This window comes from Halopseudomonas salina, assembly GCF_014637955.1.
Classification (GTDB): Bacteria; Pseudomonadota; Gammaproteobacteria; order Pseudomonadales; family Pseudomonadaceae; genus Halopseudomonas; species Halopseudomonas salina.
The window spans coordinates 302,464-319,565 of sequence record NZ_BMFF01000003.1 but is presented as its reverse complement, the minus strand read 5'-3'; the positions used below and the strand labels follow the sequence as shown (position 1 = coordinate 319,565).

19 protein-coding genes are annotated in these 17,102 nt (G+C 57.7%); 16 read left to right on the top strand and 3 right to left on the bottom strand.

Annotation, left to right across the window (positions count from 1 at the left end):
• The first annotated feature begins 54 nt into the window (after positions 1-54).
• The 13 genes from IEV54_RS08860 to IEV54_RS08800 all read left to right on the top strand — a co-directional run bounded on the left by IEV54_RS08860 (position 55) and on the right by IEV54_RS08800 (position 10,468).
• On the top strand, positions 55-360 hold the full coding sequence (locus tag IEV54_RS08860; protein ID WP_150278447.1) for an STAS domain-containing protein: 306 nt from the start codon (positions 55-57) through the stop codon (positions 358-360).
• 3 nt (positions 361-363) lie between these two features.
• Positions 364-2,103: a fused response regulator/phosphatase gene (locus tag IEV54_RS08855; RefSeq protein ID WP_223825497.1), complete on the top strand. Its 1,740-nt coding sequence runs from the start codon at positions 364-366 to the stop codon at positions 2,101-2,103.
• A gap of 40 nt (positions 2,104-2,143) precedes the next feature.
• Positions 2,144-2,494, top strand: coding sequence for an Hpt domain-containing protein (locus IEV54_RS08850; protein ID WP_150278448.1), 351 nt, complete (start codon positions 2,144-2,146; stop codon positions 2,492-2,494).
• 103 nt (positions 2,495-2,597) lie between these two features.
• Positions 2,598-4,043 carry a flagellar hook-length control protein FliK gene (locus IEV54_RS08845; protein ID WP_150278449.1) on the top strand — a complete coding sequence of 482 codons (1,446 nt, stop codon included), beginning with the start codon at positions 2,598-2,600 and terminating at the stop codon, positions 4,041-4,043.
• Positions 4,044-4,268: 225 nt separating this feature from the next.
• Positions 4,269-4,784: a flagellar basal body-associated FliL family protein gene (locus tag IEV54_RS08840; protein ID WP_150278450.1), complete on the top strand. Its 516-nt coding sequence runs from the start codon at positions 4,269-4,271 to the stop codon at positions 4,782-4,784.
• A gap of 9 nt (positions 4,785-4,793) precedes the next feature.
• Positions 4,794-5,765: a flagellar motor switch protein FliM gene (gene fliM, locus IEV54_RS08835; protein ID WP_150278451.1), complete on the top strand. Its 972-nt coding sequence runs from the start codon at positions 4,794-4,796 to the stop codon at positions 5,763-5,765.
• 69 nt (positions 5,766-5,834) lie between these two features.
• Entirely contained in the window at positions 5,835-6,305 is a 471-nt protein-coding gene (gene fliN, locus IEV54_RS08830; RefSeq protein ID WP_150278452.1) for a flagellar motor switch protein FliN, read from the top strand.
• The gene (fliO, locus tag IEV54_RS08825; RefSeq protein ID WP_150278453.1) at positions 6,305-6,733 is read left to right on the top strand and encodes a flagellar biosynthetic protein FliO; all 429 of its coding nucleotides are present in this window, start codon (positions 6,305-6,307) and stop codon (positions 6,731-6,733) included. The genes fliN and fliO overlap by 1 nt, the downstream gene beginning before the upstream one ends.
• The gene (gene fliP, locus IEV54_RS08820) at positions 6,730-7,482 is read left to right on the top strand and encodes a flagellar type III secretion system pore protein FliP (protein ID WP_150278454.1); all 753 of its coding nucleotides are present in this window, start codon (positions 6,730-6,732) and stop codon (positions 7,480-7,482) included. Before fliO ends, fliP begins: the two co-directional genes overlap by 4 nt.
• 10 nt (positions 7,483-7,492) lie before the next feature.
• On the top strand, positions 7,493-7,762 hold the full coding sequence (gene fliQ / locus IEV54_RS08815) for a flagellar biosynthesis protein FliQ (RefSeq protein WP_150278455.1): 270 nt from the start codon (positions 7,493-7,495) through the stop codon (positions 7,760-7,762).
• The gene (gene fliR, locus IEV54_RS08810; RefSeq protein ID WP_150278456.1) at positions 7,762-8,538 is read left to right on the top strand and encodes a flagellar biosynthetic protein FliR; all 777 of its coding nucleotides are present in this window, start codon (positions 7,762-7,764) and stop codon (positions 8,536-8,538) included. Before fliQ ends, fliR begins: the two co-directional genes overlap by 1 nt.
• A complete protein-coding gene (gene flhB, locus IEV54_RS08805) occupies positions 8,538-9,677 on the top strand; it encodes a flagellar biosynthesis protein FlhB (protein ID WP_150278457.1) in 1,140 nt (379 codons plus the stop codon). Before fliR ends, flhB begins: the two co-directional genes overlap by 1 nt.
• A 77-nt stretch (positions 9,678-9,754) precedes the next feature.
• A complete protein-coding gene (locus tag IEV54_RS08800; RefSeq protein ID WP_150278458.1) occupies positions 9,755-10,468 on the top strand; it encodes an SIMPL domain-containing protein in 714 nt (237 codons plus the stop codon).
• Here the strand turns inward: IEV54_RS08800 and IEV54_RS08795 are convergent, their stop codons facing one another.
• Positions 10,469-10,852 carry a hypothetical protein gene (locus IEV54_RS08795; protein ID WP_150278459.1) on the bottom strand — a complete coding sequence of 128 codons (384 nt, stop codon included), beginning with the start codon at positions 10,850-10,852 and terminating at the stop codon, positions 10,469-10,471.
• A gap of 166 nt (positions 10,853-11,018) precedes the next feature.
• Between IEV54_RS08795 and zigA the strand changes: the two genes are divergently transcribed.
• From zigA to IEV54_RS08780, 3 genes are all read left to right on the top strand, one after another.
• Positions 11,019-12,236: a zinc metallochaperone GTPase ZigA gene (zigA, locus tag IEV54_RS08790; protein WP_150278460.1), complete on the top strand. Its 1,218-nt coding sequence runs from the start codon at positions 11,019-11,021 to the stop codon at positions 12,234-12,236.
• Positions 12,236-12,892: a DUF1826 domain-containing protein gene (locus tag IEV54_RS08785; protein ID WP_150278461.1), complete on the top strand. Its 657-nt coding sequence runs from the start codon at positions 12,236-12,238 to the stop codon at positions 12,890-12,892. Before zigA ends, IEV54_RS08785 begins: the two co-directional genes overlap by 1 nt.
• A gap of 126 nt (positions 12,893-13,018) precedes the next feature.
• Entirely contained in the window at positions 13,019-13,897 is an 879-nt protein-coding gene (locus IEV54_RS08780) for an alpha/beta fold hydrolase (RefSeq protein WP_150278462.1), read from the top strand.
• Here IEV54_RS08780 and IEV54_RS08775 read toward each other — a convergent pair.
• Complete coding sequence (locus tag IEV54_RS08775; RefSeq protein WP_150278463.1) at positions 13,894-15,468, bottom strand: cation:proton antiporter domain-containing protein; 1,575 nt, start codon at positions 15,466-15,468, stop codon at positions 13,894-13,896. The genes IEV54_RS08780 and IEV54_RS08775 overlap by 4 nt on opposite strands.
• Positions 15,469-15,647: 179 nt before the next feature.
• Complete coding sequence (locus IEV54_RS08770) at positions 15,648-17,078, bottom strand: aspartate kinase (protein WP_150278464.1); 1,431 nt, start codon at positions 17,076-17,078, stop codon at positions 15,648-15,650.
• Positions 17,079-17,102 lie beyond the last annotated feature (24 nt).

The following is a 17,102-nucleotide window of genomic DNA, read 5'->3' as shown; positions in this document are numbered from 1 at the left end:
TATGCTCCCTGTGCTAGTAATTAGCATTGTGTGCAGACTCAATAAGGAAGTTATATGCCCATCAAGGCCACCCTGTCCCCCGACGGCCAGGAACTGACAATCAAGGTATCTGGGCGATTCGATTTCAGCGCGCATCAGGATTTTCGCGAAGCATACGAACGCGGAGGTCTGTCCCCCCAACGCTTCGTAGTAGACCTCCATGACACCGACTATATCGACAGTTCAGCCCTGGGCATGCTGCTGCTGCTGAGGGATCATGCCGGCGGTGATGCGGCAGACATACGCATCATTCATTGCAACCAGAATGTGCGCAAGGTTCTGAGTATCTCGAATTTCGAACAGCTCTTCAGTATCGAATAGCCCGTGGCTGACAACGGGGCCAAGGGGCATCCACTGGCGCAGCAGGTCACCCCGCTGAAGGTGTTGATTGCGGACGACAACCCCACCGACCGGATGATTCTCGCCCGACTGGTTGCCCGGCTCGGGCATGAGGTGGTCAGCGCCGAAAATGGCCTTGAGGCGTTGGTCCAGTTCAGCGTGCAGCGGCCTGATCTGGTCTTGCTGGATGCGCTGATGCCTGTAATGGACGGCTTCGAGGCCGCCCGCCGGATGAAATTGCAGTCCGGCGAGAATCTCATCCCGATCATCTTTCTGACCAGCCTGACCGACACTGGCGCCCTGGTGAAATGCCTTGAGGCCGGTGGTGATGATTTCCTCACCAAACCTTACAACCCGGTCATCCTGCAGGCGAAGATTCAGGCCTTCAATCGCATGCAGGAGATGCATCAGACCCTGCAGGATCAGCGTGATCTGATCAGCAGCCAGCATGAGCGTCTGCTGCACGAGCAGGAGCTGGCGAAGATCATCTATGACCGGGTCGCCCATGCGGGGAGCCTGGGTGCCGACAATCTGCGCTACGTACAGACCGCTTTTGCCATGTTCAATGGCGATATTCTTCTTGCTGCCTACCGCCCTTCAGGCGGCATGCATATTCTGCTGGGCGATTTCACCGGCCATGGCCTTTCTGCGGCCATAGGCGCGATGCCCCTGGCTGAGGTCTTCTATTCGATGACCGCCCGCGGTTTCAATTTGAGCGATATTCTGCTTGAAGCGAACAGCAAGTTGAGTCGGATACTCCCGACAGGTATTTTCTGCTGCGCGGTGCTGATTGAAATCAATCCAGACAAGGGCTTGGTGGGTATCTGGAATGGCGGCCTACCTGAAGTGCTGCTCCTGGACCGCAGGGGTGCTCTCCTGCATCGGGTACCCTCCACCCACCTGCCGTTGGCAGTGGCTACATCAGAGCGATTCGATCCCACGCCAACAGTGTTGCCAATGGCAAGCGGTGAGCGGTTGTTGTGCCTGACCGATGGTGTGATCGAGAGTCGGAATCAGGCTGGCGACCAATATGGCGAAGAGCGGGTGATCGACCTCATCAATCGTTATCAGGGTCGGCCCGAAGCAATATTCGAAGGTCTACTCGGCGCGCTTGAAGCCTTCCATGGGAGCCCTGAGGACGATATCAGCTTGCTGGAAGTGATCATGCAACCGCTCGCAGCGCCACCCGCGACGCTCCTCCATGAAGATGCCAGGCACCTTGACAGTCAGGATTGGCAACTGGCTTACACGTTCCGCGCGGCGTCGATTCGAGAGCACAACCCTCTGCCTTTTCTGCTTGAGGTGCTGATGGAGGTCCCCGGTCTGCGTGCCCATGCCGGCAGGCTGTTCACCATTCTCAGCGAACTGTACAGCAACGCCCTGGAGCACGGTCTGCTGCAACTCGATTCCTCCCTGAAGCTGGACTCCAAGGGCTTCAATCGTTACTACCGGGAGCGCAATCAGCGCTTGCGGGTGTTGCGTGATGGCTGGATACGCGTGGTACTTGATCATCAACCGAATCCCGACGGTGGGGTTCTGGCTATAGAAGTCGAAGATAGTGGTGACGGTTTTGTCGAACAGAGTCCGAGCGATAGCCTGGACGGCTATGCGGGCCGTGGCCTGGAGTTGGTACGCGCGCTTTGCGATGAGGTACGCTTCAATCGCCGGGGGAACCAGGCCAGGGTAGTGTTTGCCTGGGAGCTTGGGCATACTGCCGGCATCTGAATGATGACAGTCTGATGAAAGCCAGGGAGACATAAGCTGCATGGCGGATTTGCCCATCGACATTGATCCCTCCGTGCAGGACGCGCTTCGCGAACTGATGCAGGAGGATTATGCGCTGTTGATCGACACCTTCAGTCGCGATGCCCACAAGCGTCTTGCTCAATTGCGGCTGTGCCTGAGCGGCTCGGACTGGGAGGGATTTCGCCAGGCGGCCCACAGTTTCAAGGGCAGCTGCGGCAATATGGGCGCCATTGCGTTGCAGGAGGCTTGCGAGAAAGCCGAGCTTGCTGGTCTGGAAGCAGATGCGTTTAAAGCGCAGCGCAGCTACCAGGACGTTCAGCGTTGCTTCCAGCGGGTTGCACCCTTGCTTGGTATTCCAGCGTCTATCTGATCTGCAAAACTGACTCGTCTTTTGCGCTACCTATAAAACTGGCGCGTGCCTTGCATTAATAAAAGTCAGGCTTCATCCCCTTTCTTGCAGTGGAGAGTACGCAATGTCGGTCAGTCAGAATCTGCTGGCGTTTTTCAGTGGCGCATCGCCACAGATCAAGTCCTCGGCGACGCCTGCAAACGCGGCAGACAGCGGCCAGTTGGAGGGTCTCGCCAGTTTTGCCGAGATCCTAACGGACCAGCAGCCCGGCGATGTCGAGGCTCTTATGCAGCTGCTGGGAGGCGCCGAAGGCGATCAGGCACAAGGTCTGTTGGACCTGGCCGAAATTGCCGCCGACGGCAAGAACTTGCCGGCAGGCATGCAGGAATGGTTGGCGCAGCTGGATGAGCTGCGCAGCGAAACCGAAGATCAGACTGCTTCGCTGCACGCAGGTGCGGTGTCGGATGAGCAGCAGCAGGAATTGGGTGCCCTGGTGGAAGATTGGTCCCAATGGCTGGATCAGGCCCGCCAGTTCATGGACAAGGCCCAGGAAGGGCAGGGCCCCAACGCGTCGCTTGACGCAGATGCGGCTGACGCCCTGGCTACCATGGCGGAGCTGGTGGGCGCCCAGCTGGCATCCAAGGCAGCGGAAGCAGCCAGTACCGCCCTGGGATCGCCTGGTGCTGCCCAGACTGCTGTGGCTCCACCTCTGGCACCCGCCGCCGTCACCGGGACCACTGGTGAGCCGCTCCTCGACCCGGCCAGAAAACTCCGGTGGGACACTTCTAGCGCGGGTCTGCAGTTATCCCAAGAGCAGGCTACCCGTGGTGAGCGAGATATGCGCCAGGAGCCAGCCGGTAACAATGGACTGCGGGCCATGGCCGAGCGCGGTGCTGCAGCCGAGGGTCAACAGCCGGTACAGCGTAATCTGGATATGACACCCGCTGCGATGGATGGCAGGGCGGCCTTTGCCGGCAAGCTCGCCGAGACCCTGGAAACGCTGGGCGGTCGGACGGCAACCTCTGACCCTGACGCCGCTGAAGCGATGTTACGTCCTGGTACGCAAACTCAGGCTGCAGCCCAGGGCGCGTTGGCGGCGCGGCCGGTGTTGGCGGCCAGTCAGACGCTGAACGTGCCCTTCGGTCAGGCAGGCTGGGGCGATGCAGTAATGGACAAGATGATGTGGATGTCCAGTCAGAATCTGCGCAGTGTTGAAATTCGCCTGGATCCGGCGGACCTCGGACCTCTTGAGATCCATATCCAGACGCGGGGGCAGGAGCATCAGGTTCAGTTCGTGACACAGAATCCATCCGTGCGCGAAGCGCTCGAGGCGCAGATGTTCCGGCTGCGTGAGGCGTTCAGCCAGCAGGGTATGGACCTGGTCAATGTCTCCGTCGGTGACTCGGCCGTTGACCAGCAGGCCCACCATAGCCAGGAGCAGGGGGCTGAGGGGCGCAATCGTGGCGTTGCCGGTGCCCAGACCCTGGAAGCTGACGAGGCAGGCATGATGCTGGCCTCCGCCGCCGCAAGCCAGGCGGAGTCCAGCCGCCTCGTGGACTATTACGCCTGACGTCAATATTGGCGCAGTACTGCAAACCGGGCCCAGGCCCGGTTTTGTTTCGTCTGGAATCCTGTAACCTGCAGGCAAAGACATTTGTCTCGCTTGGCTTTATCCTTGGCGCTCATATACTGCACTGATCCTGGAAGTTGGCACATTCAGTGCAGCATTCAGTGCAAAGTGCTACTCAACCACCTGTGAAAAGGCTTTTCACGGCATAAGTGACGGTATTCTGGCATGGCAAAGCAGGAAAAGGTTAAACCGGCGGCGGCTGAAGGTGAAGAAGCTCCGGTCAAAAGCAAGAAAAAACTGCTGATTCTGGTTGGCGCCGTTTTTCTGGCGGTCTTGTTGTCGGCAGGGGGCGCGGCTTTCTTTCTGATGGGTGGCGAGGAAGAGCCGGAAGAGGTTGCGGCAGATACTGCGCCAGTTCAACAGACGGCCCTGTATCAGCCGATGGACCCCGCATTCGTCGTCAATTTTACCCATGAGGGCCGTCGACGTTATATGCAGGTCAATGTGGTGTTGATGGGTCGTGACCCCGAGTTGATGGCTGCGCTTGCCCAGCATATGCCGCTGATACGCAACGAGCTGGTCCTGCAATTCAGCAGTGAAGAGTTCACTTCGCTCTTTACGCCCGAGGGCAAGGAAGCTCTGCGAGAAAGTGCGACCCTGGCGGTCAAGTCGACGCTCGAAAAAGAGTTGGGTAATCCGGTTATCGAAGCCCTGCTGTTCACCAACATAGTCTTGCAATAGGAATTACCGATGGCCGTACAGGATCTGCTGTCACAGGACGAAATCGACGCGCTTTTGCACGGTGTCGACGATGGGGCAGTCGATACGGAGGTCGATTCCGAGCCCGGCTCGATCAAGAGTTACGATCTGACCAGTCAGGACCGTATCGTCCGTGGACGCATGCCGACCCTGGAGATGATCAACGAGCGCTTCGCCCGCTATACCCGCATCAGCATGTTCAATCTGCTGCGTCGCTCCGCTGACGTTGCCGTGGGTGGCGTACAGGTGATGAAGTTCGGCGAATATATACATTCACTTTACGTACCGACCAGCCTCAACCTGGTCAAGATGAAGCCTCTGCGCGGCACCGCCCTGTTCATTTTGGATGCCAAGCTGGTCTTCAAGCTGGTCGACAATTTTTTTGGCGGCGATGGCCGGCATGCCAAGATCGAAGGCCGGGAATTTACCCCGACGGAATTGCGCGTGGTACGCATGGTTCTGGACCAGACTTTTCTGGATCTCAAGGAAGCCTGGCAGGCAGTCCAGGAGGTGAATTTCGAATATGTGAACTCGGAAGTCAATCCGGCCCTGGCCAATATCGTCAGCCCGAGCGAGGTGGTGGTCGTGTCGACTTTCCACGTGGAGCTCGATGGTGGCGGCGGCGATATGCATATCACCTTTCCCTATTCCATGATTGAACCCCTGCGCGAAGTTCTCGACTCGGGTGTGCAGTCCGACGTGGACGATCACGACGAACGCTGGGTACGCGCACTGCGCGAGGAGATCACTGCGGCTCGCGTGCCGCTCAGTGCCACCGTGGTGCGACGCCAACTGAAACTCAAGGACCTACTGAGCATGCAGGCCGGAGATGTGATTCCGGTCGAACTGCCCGAGCATATGGTCCTGTGCGCCAACGGTGTTCCCACATTCAAGGCCAAGCTCGGTTCGGTCAAGGGCAACCTGGCGTTGCAGATACTGGGGCCGGTTACTCGGCCGCGTTGAACGCGAGCGCCAGACGTATTACAGAACTCGATAAAATCACGCCAATAATCAGCATTGAGGAATAACAAGATGGCCGATGACAAAACGTCCGGCGACGTAACCCCCGAAGAGCAGGCTCTGGCGGATGAATGGGCTGCGGCACTGGATGAGTCGGGCGACGCCAGTCAGGACGATATCGACGCCATGCTAGCGGAGAACGAGAAATCGCCGCGCATGCCGATGGAGGAGTTCAACGCGCCGACGATTCAGCCCGGTGATAACTTCGAGACGGGAGGCGATACGCCCAATCTGGATGTCATCCTGGATATTCCGGTGACCATTTCAATGGAAGTGGGAAACACCGACATTACCATCCGCAACCTGTTGCAGCTCAACCAGGGGTCCGTGGTGGAGCTGGATCGACTCGCTGGAGAGCCGCTGGATGTGAAAGTCAACGGTACTCTCATCGCCCACGGCGAAGTAGTAGTGGTGAACGAGAAATTCGGTATTCGTCTGACCGATGTGATCAGCCCTTCTGAACGAATCAAGAAGCTTCGCTGATGCCGGCCGCACGCATATCTGGGGTATGTACTCTGGTGCTGCTGTTTTCGCCTGCGGTTCTTGCACAGCAGGCGGCAGAGGGCGGTCAGATCAATGTCCTGGCGCAACTCGGCCAGCTGGCCTTGGGGCTGGTGCTGGTAGTTGGGCTGATATTTCTGATTGGTTACCTGATGCGCCGCGTGGGTCCCCTCGCGCCCCACGGCAGACAACAGATCAAGCTGGTCAGTAGCCTCGCGCTAGGACCGCGTGATCGATTGATCCTGATTGACGTTGCCGGCAAGCAACTGCTTTTGGGCGCTTCTCCAGGGCGGATAACGACTCTGCATACATTTGAAGAGCCTGTGGCAGAGGTGCCGGATGGGCCGGGGATGAACAGCGACTTCGCCAAAACCCTGCGCACGCTGCTCAAGCGGGAGCCACAGCCATGATCCGCTGGATGCTGCTGCTTATGATATTTCTGGCGCCCAATGTGTTTGCCCAGGGCGCGGGTGATCTGCTGAGCATGGATGCGATCACGCTGAGCACCGATGAGGAGGGTGGCCAGACCTATTCGGTCAGTCTGCAGATTCTGCTGCTGATGTCGGCGCTGACCTTCATCCCGGCGTTCGTCATGATGATGACCAGCTTTACCCGGATCATCATTGTCTTTGCCATTCTGCGTCAGGCCCTGGGTTTGCAGCAGACGCCGTCCAGTCAGATCATGATTGGTCTGGCCATATTTCTGTCGATCTTCATCATGGCACCGGTGTTCGAGCGGATGAACGAGACCGCACTGCAGCCGTATCTCAATGAAGAGCTTTCTCCGCAGCAGGCTCTCGAGCGAGCCAGTATCCCTCTGCGGGGTTTCATGCTGGCTCAGACACGCGAAACGGATCTGGAGCTTTTCGTGCGCCTGGCCCGCCGGGATGACATCACCAGCCCTCAGGAAGTACCTTTTCATATTCTGGTGCCGGCCTTTGTTACCTCGGAGTTGAAAACGGCATTCCAGATAGGTTTCATGATCTTCATTCCGTTTCTGGTGATCGACCTGGTGGTGGCCAGTGTATTGATGGCCATGGGTATGATGATGCTGTCGCCGCTGATCATTTCCCTGCCTTTCAAGATCATGCTGTTCGTGCTGGTTGATGGTTGGGCCTTGATCATAGGTACCCTGGCCGCCAGCTTTGCCGTGACATAGGAGCCGGACAATGACACCCGAAGTTGCTGTGGAGCTGTTTCGTCAGGCACTCTGGCTGACCACTGTGCTGGTGGCCATTATTGTGGTGCCAAGCCTGCTTGTGGGTCTGGTGGTTGCGATGTTCCAGGCCGCGACCCAGATCAACGAGCAGACACTGAGCTTTCTGCCCCGTTTGCTGCTGACCTTTCTCACCCTGATTGTGCTCGGGCCCTGGATCGTGACGCAGTTGATCGAGTACACCGACAGCCTGTATCGCAGCATACCAGGCCTGATCGGCTGATGATCGAGCTCTCCGGTGGGGATATCAGCCGTTGGGTATCCAGCTACATGTGGGTGTTTTTTCGTATTGCCAGTGTGATGATGACCATGCCGGTGATCGGGACGCAACTGGTGCCGGCGCGCATTCGTCTGTTTCTCGCCGTGGCAGTGACCTTTCTTGTCGCTCCGCATATTCCGACCCCGCCGTCCCTGGATCCATTGAGTCTGAACACCTGGGCGATTATTGCCGAACAGATACTCATTGGGGCCACCATGGGCTTCGTTCTGCAGTTGCTGTTCCAGGTCCATGTGCTTGCTGGTCAGATCGTTGCCATGCAGATGGGTCTGGGCTTTGCCTCGATGAACGATCCGACCATGGGGATTTCGGTCGCGGTGGTTGCCCAGGTATTTACCATGCTGACTACCTTGCTGTTTCTGGCTGTCAATGGTCACCTGGTAGTGATCGAGGTCCTGGTCGAGAGCTTCACCACCTTACCCCTGGGTGAGTTCTTTCTGGTCTCGGATTTCCAGGCAGTTGTGCTGCGTTTTTCCTGGGTCATGGCAGCAGCATTGCTGATTGGCCTGCCGGCTATTACCGCGCTGTTGATCGTCAATCTGTCCTTTGGCGTGATGATGAGGGCCGCGCCGCAATTGAACATTTTCTCGATCGGTTTTCCGCTCACCTTGGTCTTCGGGATATTCATACTCTGGGTTCTGATAGGCAGCGTGGGAGAGCATTACCAGATCGTGGTCTCCGACACACTGATCTGGTTGCGTGAGCTGGTGAGGGCTAGCTGATGTCGCAAGAATCGGATAGCGGTCAGGAAAAAACCGAAGACCCCACGGAGAAACGCCTCAAGGAGTCCCGTGACAAGGGCCAGATTGCCCGCTCCAAGGAGCTCAATACCCTCGCGGTAGTCATGTGCTCGGCGGTGGGTCTGATCATGTTTGGTCCCGCCATGTTCCGCCTGCTGATTGATCTGATGACCTATAACTTTTCCCTGGAGCGCGATGCACTCTTTGCTACTGACAGCATGGGCTTACATCTGCTCGAGTCGGTAAACATGGGGCTGATGATACTTGCGCCGCTGTTCTTCATTCTGTTTGTCGCATCTATCGTGGGACCGATCATGCTGGGCGGCTGGTTGTTCAGTGGCAAATCCCTGGCGCCCAAATTCAGCAGGATGAATCCGCTGGCGGGTCTCAAGCGGATGTTCTCACTGAAGGCTTTGGTAGAGCTGCTCAAGGCCCTTGCGAAGTTTCTGGTAGTGCTAGCGATGGCGCTGCTGGTGCTTGCCTTTTTTCAGAACGACATGCTCGAACTCGACAGTGAGCCTCTGCCCGATGCGATTGGTCACAGCCTGTGGATTCTGGGTACGGCATTGTTTTTTCTGGCGTGCTCTCTGATTCTGATTGCGGTGGTGGATATTCCGTTTCAACTCTGGGACAACAAGCAGAAGTTGAAAATGACCAAGCAGGAAGTGCGCGACGAATTCAAGGACTCCGAAGGCAAGCCAGAGGTGAAGGGGCGTATTCGCCAACTGCAGCGCGAGATGGCTGAGCGGCGGATGATGGGCGAGGTACCCCAGGCAGATGTGGTCATAACCAACCCGACCCACTTTGCCGTAGCTTTGAAATATGATCCGCTGAATGCGGGCGCGCCTGTTCTGGTAGCCAAGGGGGCCGACTTCGTGGCCCAGCGTATTCGCGAGGTGGCAACCGAGCACAATGTCGTGGTGCTCGAGTCCCCGCCGCTGGCGCGGGCGGTGTTTTACAGCACGGAGCTGGATCAGCAGATTCCCGCCGGGCTTTATCTCGCGGTGGCGCAGGTCCTGGCTTATGTATTCCAGCTGCGCCAATATCGGGCGGGTCAAGGCAAACGGCCAGGGCCAATGCCCAATCCGGACATCCCCGAAGACCTGCGAAAGGATGAATAAGCCGTTGCTGCCAAGGGAAGCTGCAGCGTATACATACCGCTCACAGTGGCGCGCTATTCAAAACAGGAGTTAAGGCAATGACAGGCAGATCCGGCGCAATATGGCAGATGCTGGCAGGCGCGTTTATCGCACTGGCGTTGGCATTCATGGCGGTCAATATCAAGAGTGGCATGCTGCAGTTCCGTGATGCTGACCGCGTGGTGAGTGTAAAAGGGTTGGCCGAACGCACTGTAAAGGCCGATCTGGCGCTGTGGCCGATCAATTTCTCCGTGCTTGGTAATGGCCTGGACCAACTCCAGAACGACATCGAGGCGCAGCAGAGCCTGATCAGGTCATTCCTGCTGCTCAAGGGGTTTGCTGAGGATGATATCCAGTTATCCATGCCCAAGATCACCGACCAGCACGCTAATGTTTATGGCTCTGCGCTGCCGGCGGAGCGTTACAGAGCAGACGCGACAGTGCTGGTCCGCACTGAAGATGTGGAGCGGGTCAAGTCGGGTATGCAGTCGGTTGGCGAACTGGTGAAATCGGGTGTTGCCCTGACCCAGAGCTACGAGTTTCAGCCCAGTTTCGTATTTACCAAGCTGGAGTCGATAAAGCCGGAAATGATTGCCGATGCCACGCGCGATGCGCGCGCCGCGGCAGATCAGTTTGCACGTGATGCCGAGGCCAGCGTAGGAAGCATCCGGCGTGCATCCCAGGGCTACTTCTCGATCGAGGACGTAGATCCTTTCACGCCCGAGACCAAGCGGGTGCGAGTGGTAACCAGTGTTGATTACATACTGCGCTAATCACTCCAGGCGCTGAATAACGAAGGGGATGAAGTTTTCCCCTTCCACTTCCTGCTCTTCACCCAACTCACACCACACGCGTTCAACCATCACCGGCTCGGGGAGGCTGACGTGAAAGGGTGGCATTTGCCCATTCACTTCCTCCAGAAAGGCCTGTTGGGCTTCGGGACTCAGACGGCTCAACAGCTCCAGAAGAATTTCCTGATCGAAGTCCAGGGACAGCGCATGGGCTTCACCCTCCTCTCCCCAGGGCACATCGAATAGCGTTGTGCAGAGCTCATGGCTGACAAAGTCGATTTCACTGAACCGGATCTGCAGAAATTCCACAGGTTGATTGGAGGCCAGTGCTTGCAATTGGTACGTCAAACCGAGATCGGGATTCATGTGAGGCCGTGGCAGTTGTGTTTGTATTTATCGGCATTCTAGCAGTTGGAGGTCTCGGCGCAGAGAGACCTGCTGTTTTATTTGCCTGAACGCCTTCTATCTGCCTGAGGAATAATGTTATGTTATATCAATATTAAACAATGTTGTCATAGTCGGAGTATGTCTGATGCAGCACAGTGATTCGTTATTGCCTGTCAGCGTATTGTCAGGATTTCTTGGGGCAGGCAAGAGCACGCTACTCAACCAGATTCTGCGTAATCGGGAGAACTTGCGGGTGGCCGTTATCGTCAATGATATGAGCGAGATCAATATCGACGGGAGTGAGGTCCAGCGTGATGTGACGCTCAACCGTGCCGAGGAAAAACTGATCGAGATGAGCAACGGCTGCATCTGTTGCACCCTGCGCGAGGACCTGCTGGAGGAAGTCGCCAGGCTCGCTGGCGAGGGACGCTTCGATTATCTGCTGATCGAATCCACGGGTATCTCCGAGCCGCTGCCGGTAGCTGAGACCTTCACCTTCCGGGACGAGCAGGGGCGCAGTCTCTCCGACCTGGCGCGGCTGGACACCATGATAACCGTGGTCGATGGGGTCAACTTTCTCAACGATTTCCAGGCTGCCGAGACTCTGGCCAGTCGCGGCGAGACGTTGGGTGAAGAGGATGAGCGCTCGATCACCGATCTGTTGATCGAGCAGGTGGAGTTTGCCGATGTCATCCTGCTCAGCAAGGTCGACCTGATATCCCTTACTGCCCGTGAGGAGCTGCAGGCCATTTTGCGTGGACTGAACAGCGAGGCCGAGATAATTCCGATGGTCATGGGCCAGGTGCCGTTGGACAAGGTACTCAATACCGGGCGCTTCAGCTTCGAGCGAGCGGCCATGGCCCCGGGCTGGCTCAAGGAAATGCGTGGCGAGCATGTTCCCGAAACCGAGGAATACGGCATCGCCTCCGGCACCTACCAGGCGCGCAAGCCATTTCACCCCGAACGCTTCCATGCCTTCCTCGCTCGCACCTGGGAAAACGGCAGGCTGCTGCGTTCCAAGGGCTATTTCTGGCTGGCCAGTCGGCCGTCCGAAGCCGGTAGCTGGTCCCAAGCGGGTGGTTTGATGCGCTACAGCTATGCGGGCCGCTGGTGGCGTTCGGTTCCCCGGGCGCACTGGCCAACGCAGGAGCAGGAGGTCGAGACAATCATGGCCAACTGGGATGCCGAGGTGGGTGATTGCCGCCAGGAACTGGTGTTCATCGGCCAGCACATCGACTTCGCTCGCTTGCGCCAGGACCTCGATGCCTGCTTGCTGACTGAGGAGGAAATGGCCATGGGGCAGGGTGCCTGGACGGCATTGACCGACCCCTTCGGTCCCTGGTCCGAAGAGCAGGCCGCCTGATGCATGCGGCAGATCAGATGACGGTACCCGCCTGGGTCCAGGCAGGCTCCATGGATACGCTGCTCGAGATCTTCCGCGACGAGATCAATCTGGCGGTATGGCAACGACCGCTGGCGACATCAGTGGAGCGCTTTTCCGACGCTCTGCTGCAGTGTGGTGGCCAGTTGGCCGAATCCCACACCCTGGATGTCATTACCGATGACTCGGGTAATTGTGCTGTGCGCATGCCGCGCCTGGCAGGGGCCATGAGTCATCTTGAGGGCTATGCCGACTTTGTTGCCGATGTGGCCCATCTGGTGGACGCTTTCGCCTGTCTGGTGGACGCGCAGATTATCGGCTTGCGCCTGCGCTCCCTTGAGCAGGCCATGTGCCCGCGCTGGCATGTCGATCATGTGCCGGTGCGGCTGGTGACTTCCTACGCAGGGCCGGGATCGGAGTGGTTGGCCGAAGGGCAGTTGCCGCGCGAGCATCTGGGCGGCCCGGGTATAGATCGCTACGCTCGGCATGTACACGGCCAGGCCCTGGGAGTCGGGGAGGTGGCGTTGCTCAAGGGGGAGCGCTGGCAGGGTAATACGGGTCGGGGCCTGATTCATCGTTCACCAGGCGTGCGGCAGGGCGAACGCCGCCTGCTGTTGACGCTGGACTGGCTGAAGTAAGCCAGGCGATTGCGCCAGTCATGAGACTGGTGTGGGGGCCGGGCTGGGCCTGTCTGAGTCCACAAATCGCTGACATCCGGGCGCTGGCCCTCTAGAATGCCGCTTTAAACAAAAGAGCCGCCCCCGATGCAGTTGCTACCCTGGAGTCACAATACCCGCGCCGGTTTTACTCTGAGAGGCTGGCATTCGCCGCCCTCCGGCAAGCCCCTGTTGCACTTCCTGCATGGCAACGGCTTCTGCACTCGCAGCTATGAGCTGATGCTCGAGCACCTGGCCGCGGATTTCGATCTGTGGTTATGCGATCTGCAAGGCCACGGGGAAAGCGACCATGGAGGGCGTTTTCTGGGCTGGAATCGGAATGCCGAGCTCGCTCTCGAGGCATTCTCAGCCGGCCGTGAGCGCTTTGGTGCGGTAGAGGCTTACGCGTGCGGACACAGCTTCGGCGGTGTTCTGACCAGCCTGATTCTGGCGGGTCATCCTGATGTGTTCCGCCGTGCGGTCCTGCTTGATCCGGTCCTGTTTCCTGTGTCCCTGATCGGGCTGCGTACCAGCCTGAGCCTGCTTGGCATGCGCCGCAATCCCATGGCCGATAGCGCGCGAGCCCGCCGTCACCATTGGCCGGACCGCGAGGCGGCCTACGCCGCACTGCATGGTCGTGGCATTTTCAGGGGCTGGGAGGAGGCTGCTTTTCGCGCCCACATCGATCACGCATTGAAAGACCATGACGAGCTTGGCGTCGAATTGAAATGCCGGCCCTCCCGCGAGGCCGAGGTGTTCGAGAGCATGCCTGAGCGCCTCTGGCCAGCGCTGAAACGCATCCGCACCGATACCCTGCTGATTCACGGTGAAAACACCTATCCGTTCGTTCTCCAGTCCGCTCGCAAGCTGGCTGCAAGCAACGCCCGGGTGACTTCACGTGCGACCCCGGGCGGCCACTGTTTCATGCAGGAGCACTCGGTTACAGCGGCGCAGCAGGTGAAGGCCTTTCTGCTTTCCAGTAATTAGTTTTGTTGGTCTTGCGGCGCTGGCTGACGGCTGATGATGGCGCGATTCACCTGCTCGGCCAGGCCGTTGCCTGCTTCGCTCATCGTCAGGTAGGCCAGGTCTGCCCCCGCTTCCAGAATGCGCTCGGCAATGTCTTCGTACATGGCGTGGGAAACGATCAGGCCTTTGAAACCACGGCTGCGCAGCTTCTGCACCGCGATGGTCTTGGCTTCGGCGTCGTTCATTGCCAACACCACAGAATGCACCTGGGGCATCTGCAAGCTTTGCCAGAACACCTGGTCCTCGGCATCGGCAAAAAGCGCCTGCCGTCCGGCAGCAATGCTTGCTTCTATGGCTACCGGGTCAGAATCCAGGCCTACTACCCGGTAGCCCTTGGTTGCGAGGCTATCGTATGCCGCGCGGCCGGTCCGGCCCTGGCCCATGATCAGGATTTCAGCGTCACCCAGCGATAGTGGCTGTTCGTCAGGATGTCGGATGTCCCGCTCGAATGGGATCAAGCGATTGGCCAGACGCTCGTAAAGCGGGTGCGCAAATCGATTGATGGGGGCGGAAAAAATGAACGACAGCGATACGGTTATCGCCAGAGGAATCAACCATTCGGGTAGGACCACGCTGGCAACAATCAGGCCAAACTCGCTGTAGTTGGTCAGGCTCACGCTGCTGAGAAAGGCGCTGCGCGCACGCAGCTTGAAGAGCAGAAACAGGAAAAAGAACAATACGCCCTTGAGCGGCAGCACCACGGCCATCACCAGGGCAAAGATAATGGCATCCGCGTCGGGCAGCCCGCCTATACCGATTTGCAAAAAGAAACCGACCAGGAATACTTCTTTCAGACTCCACAGTGATTGCGACAACTCGCCGGCACGTTTGTGGTTGGCCAGCATGGCACCAAAAGCCAGGGCGCCCAGCTCCGAACTCAACCCGACAGATTCAAAACCCACGCCACCAATAACCAGCGCAAGGAACAGGCCCAGCAGCACCAGCAGCTCTTCGTGACCACACATATCCAGCAAACGATAGAGCAGGGGTTTGAGCAGTGGTATCGCAAATACCAGAAGCGCCCAGGCGGAGGGGGAAGTGCCGCTGGCGATACTGATGACCAACAGGGCGATCAGGTCCTGCATGATCAGCACGCCTATAGCCACGCGGCCGTGAAAGGCCCGCAACTCGCGCTTGCTCTCCAATACCTTGGCGGCAAGTACGGTACTGGAGAATGACAGTGCGACGGCCAGCAGAATCGATTCGCGCATACTGATGTCCAGCAGCACCAGAATGCCGGGCAGAAAAATGACCGTTGATAACACGAAATGGATCAGGCTGCCGCCGATCACCTCTGGGCGTACCAGGTTCTTGAGCTTGAGCTTCAGGCCGACGGTAAAGAGCAGCAGCAGAACGCCCAGATGGGCAATGTGGGCCAGAATATAACTGTCCTGGGGGCCAACGCCGAAGGTATCGCCGAAAGCTGCCAGCGCAAAACCTGCCGCAAGGTAGCCAATCAGGGGTGGTAGTCCCACCTGACGCATGATCAGACCGAGGATGAAGGCAAAGGCGATCCAGACAGCTTCGATCAAAATGGAATTCCCGTTCTTTGTATTGTAAACCGCCATTCTAGGGGCGGGGCCTGGCAGGGGCTAGGGATCAGCCATAAAAAAAGCTGCAAGGTGTGCTTGCAGCTTTCTCTGGGTCGCTTGCCGTATTGCTCAGGCGGCTATTTCACGCGACATTTCATGCGACTGTTTCACGCGACATTTCATGCGATAGCTATTACATCGCCGTGGTTTTCGGGCTCGATGAGCGCGCGGTGCAAGGCAGCCACTGCAGCGTCGTAATCATCTTCATTGATAATACACTGCATTTCCACCTGGCGGATCGACTGGTGGATTGCCTGAATGCTGATATCGGCTGCGGCCAGCGCAGCGACCGTCTTGGCCAGAATACCTTTTACCTTCAGGTCCGAGCCGATCGCGGAGACGATGGCAATATTATGCACGTGCACTTCCGCCATGGGGTACTTCTCTTCGATCAGGCGTGCAGCGCGATTGATCATCTTCCGGGAACCGGACGCGTAGTAGGTGATGCTGTTGGCATCGGAATCCTTGTTAACTACATACAGCTTGAGCTGTTTGAGTAGCTTGGTTATCTCGATGTCATAGGCCACATCGCCCAGCATTTCCTGGTCGAATACCTCAAGACCAAAGACGTCCTTGCGACCGGCGATAATCTCTACGCAGGGCTTTTCGCTGCAATAATCCTGGCTGATCAAGGTGCCCGCATGATCCGGCTCGAAGGCATTCTTGATGCGTAGCTGTATGCCCGCGCGACGCAATGTACGTGCCGCCTTGGGATGGATTGCTTCCATGCCGAGATTGGACAACTGATCGGCTACGTCATAATTGGTGCGGCCTATGGTGACCACATTGTCCAACCCAACCAGGTTCGGATCGGCACTGGAAAGGTGATATTCCTTGTGGATCACCGCTTCGCGAGCGCTGGTTGTGGCAGCAATCTGGGCGAAAGTGATTTCACTGTAGCCGCGGTCGAAAGTATTCATCTGACCTTCACTGCAGTGGGTATAGCCTGTGGCTACCACCAGCTCCTTGCTCAGGTCGATCCCGGCAAAGCTGTCCTTGATCATTTCCAGAAACGGTTTGGGTTCTGCCTGGTTCCAGCCCGTGAGGTCGACCAGGCGGGCGTTGACGCCATACTTCTTCAGGGCCAGGACTGTATTGAAAGCACTGTGTGCTTCGCCCAGTGAAGCCAGCATCTCGCGCACCTTCATCAGATGCTCGGTGAGCTGAAAGTGGCCATAGGTGCACAGTTGCTGCAGGCTGAGCATGCAGTCACGAACGTCACCTATGCGGCCTTCAATAAAGCGATCAGCTGCCTGACGCTCATATTCACCGCTGAACAGTTCGGCGTTCTTGGCCTGCATGCTGACCAGTACCGCATCAAGCGCGTCCAGCCAGGCATCTTCGTTCTGTGCGTCGGCAAAACGCTCGTAGACGCCGGGCTCACCGGATTTTTTGTGTTCCAGCAGCAAGTTGGTCATGCCACCGTAAGCGGAAACCACAAAGACGCGATTATACAGCTCGCTTTTCTTGCGGTCGCCAATGAAAAGGGTGTCGAGTACTTCATCAAAGCGGCTCATCGAGGTGCCGCCGATTTTTTCTACTGTATGCATAATTCTCATTTTGCGTTGGTGAAT

Bases quoted from the DNA above. Each gene is read 5' to 3' on its own strand.
- IEV54_RS08800 (WP_150278458.1), top strand. From the start codon at position 9,755: ATGACAGGCAGATCCGGCGCAATATGGCAGATGCTGGCAGGCGCGTTT.
- flhB (WP_150278457.1), top strand. From the start codon at position 8,538: ATGTCGCAAGAATCGGATAGCGGTCAGGAAAAAACCGAAGACCCCACG.
- IEV54_RS08770 (WP_150278464.1), bottom strand. From the start codon at position 17,078: ATGCATACAGTAGAAAAAATCGGCGGCACCTCGATGAGCCGCTTTGAT.
- IEV54_RS08845 (WP_150278449.1), top strand. From the start codon at position 2,598: ATGTCGGTCAGTCAGAATCTGCTGGCGTTTTTCAGTGGCGCATCGCCA.
- fliM (WP_150278451.1), top strand. From the start codon at position 4,794: ATGGCCGTACAGGATCTGCTGTCACAGGACGAAATCGACGCGCTTTTG.
- IEV54_RS08840 (WP_150278450.1), top strand. From the start codon at position 4,269: ATGGCAAAGCAGGAAAAGGTTAAACCGGCGGCGGCTGAAGGTGAAGAA.
- fliP (WP_150278454.1), top strand. From the start codon at position 6,730: ATGATCCGCTGGATGCTGCTGCTTATGATATTTCTGGCGCCCAATGTG.
- IEV54_RS08850 (WP_150278448.1), top strand. From the start codon at position 2,144: ATGGCGGATTTGCCCATCGACATTGATCCCTCCGTGCAGGACGCGCTT.
- fliR (WP_150278456.1), top strand. From the start codon at position 7,762: ATGATCGAGCTCTCCGGTGGGGATATCAGCCGTTGGGTATCCAGCTAC.
- fliO (WP_150278453.1), top strand. From the start codon at position 6,305: ATGCCGGCCGCACGCATATCTGGGGTATGTACTCTGGTGCTGCTGTTT.
- IEV54_RS08785 (WP_150278461.1), top strand. From the start codon at position 12,236: ATGCATGCGGCAGATCAGATGACGGTACCCGCCTGGGTCCAGGCAGGC.
- fliN (WP_150278452.1), top strand. From the start codon at position 5,835: ATGGCCGATGACAAAACGTCCGGCGACGTAACCCCCGAAGAGCAGGCT.
- IEV54_RS08780 (WP_150278462.1), top strand. From the start codon at position 13,019: ATGCAGTTGCTACCCTGGAGTCACAATACCCGCGCCGGTTTTACTCTG.
- fliQ (WP_150278455.1), top strand. From the start codon at position 7,493: ATGACACCCGAAGTTGCTGTGGAGCTGTTTCGTCAGGCACTCTGGCTG.
- IEV54_RS08795 (WP_150278459.1), bottom strand. From the start codon at position 10,852: ATGAATCCCGATCTCGGTTTGACGTACCAATTGCAAGCACTGGCCTCC.
- IEV54_RS08860 (WP_150278447.1), top strand. From the start codon at position 55: ATGCCCATCAAGGCCACCCTGTCCCCCGACGGCCAGGAACTGACAATC.
- zigA (WP_150278460.1), top strand. From the start codon at position 11,019: ATGCAGCACAGTGATTCGTTATTGCCTGTCAGCGTATTGTCAGGATTT.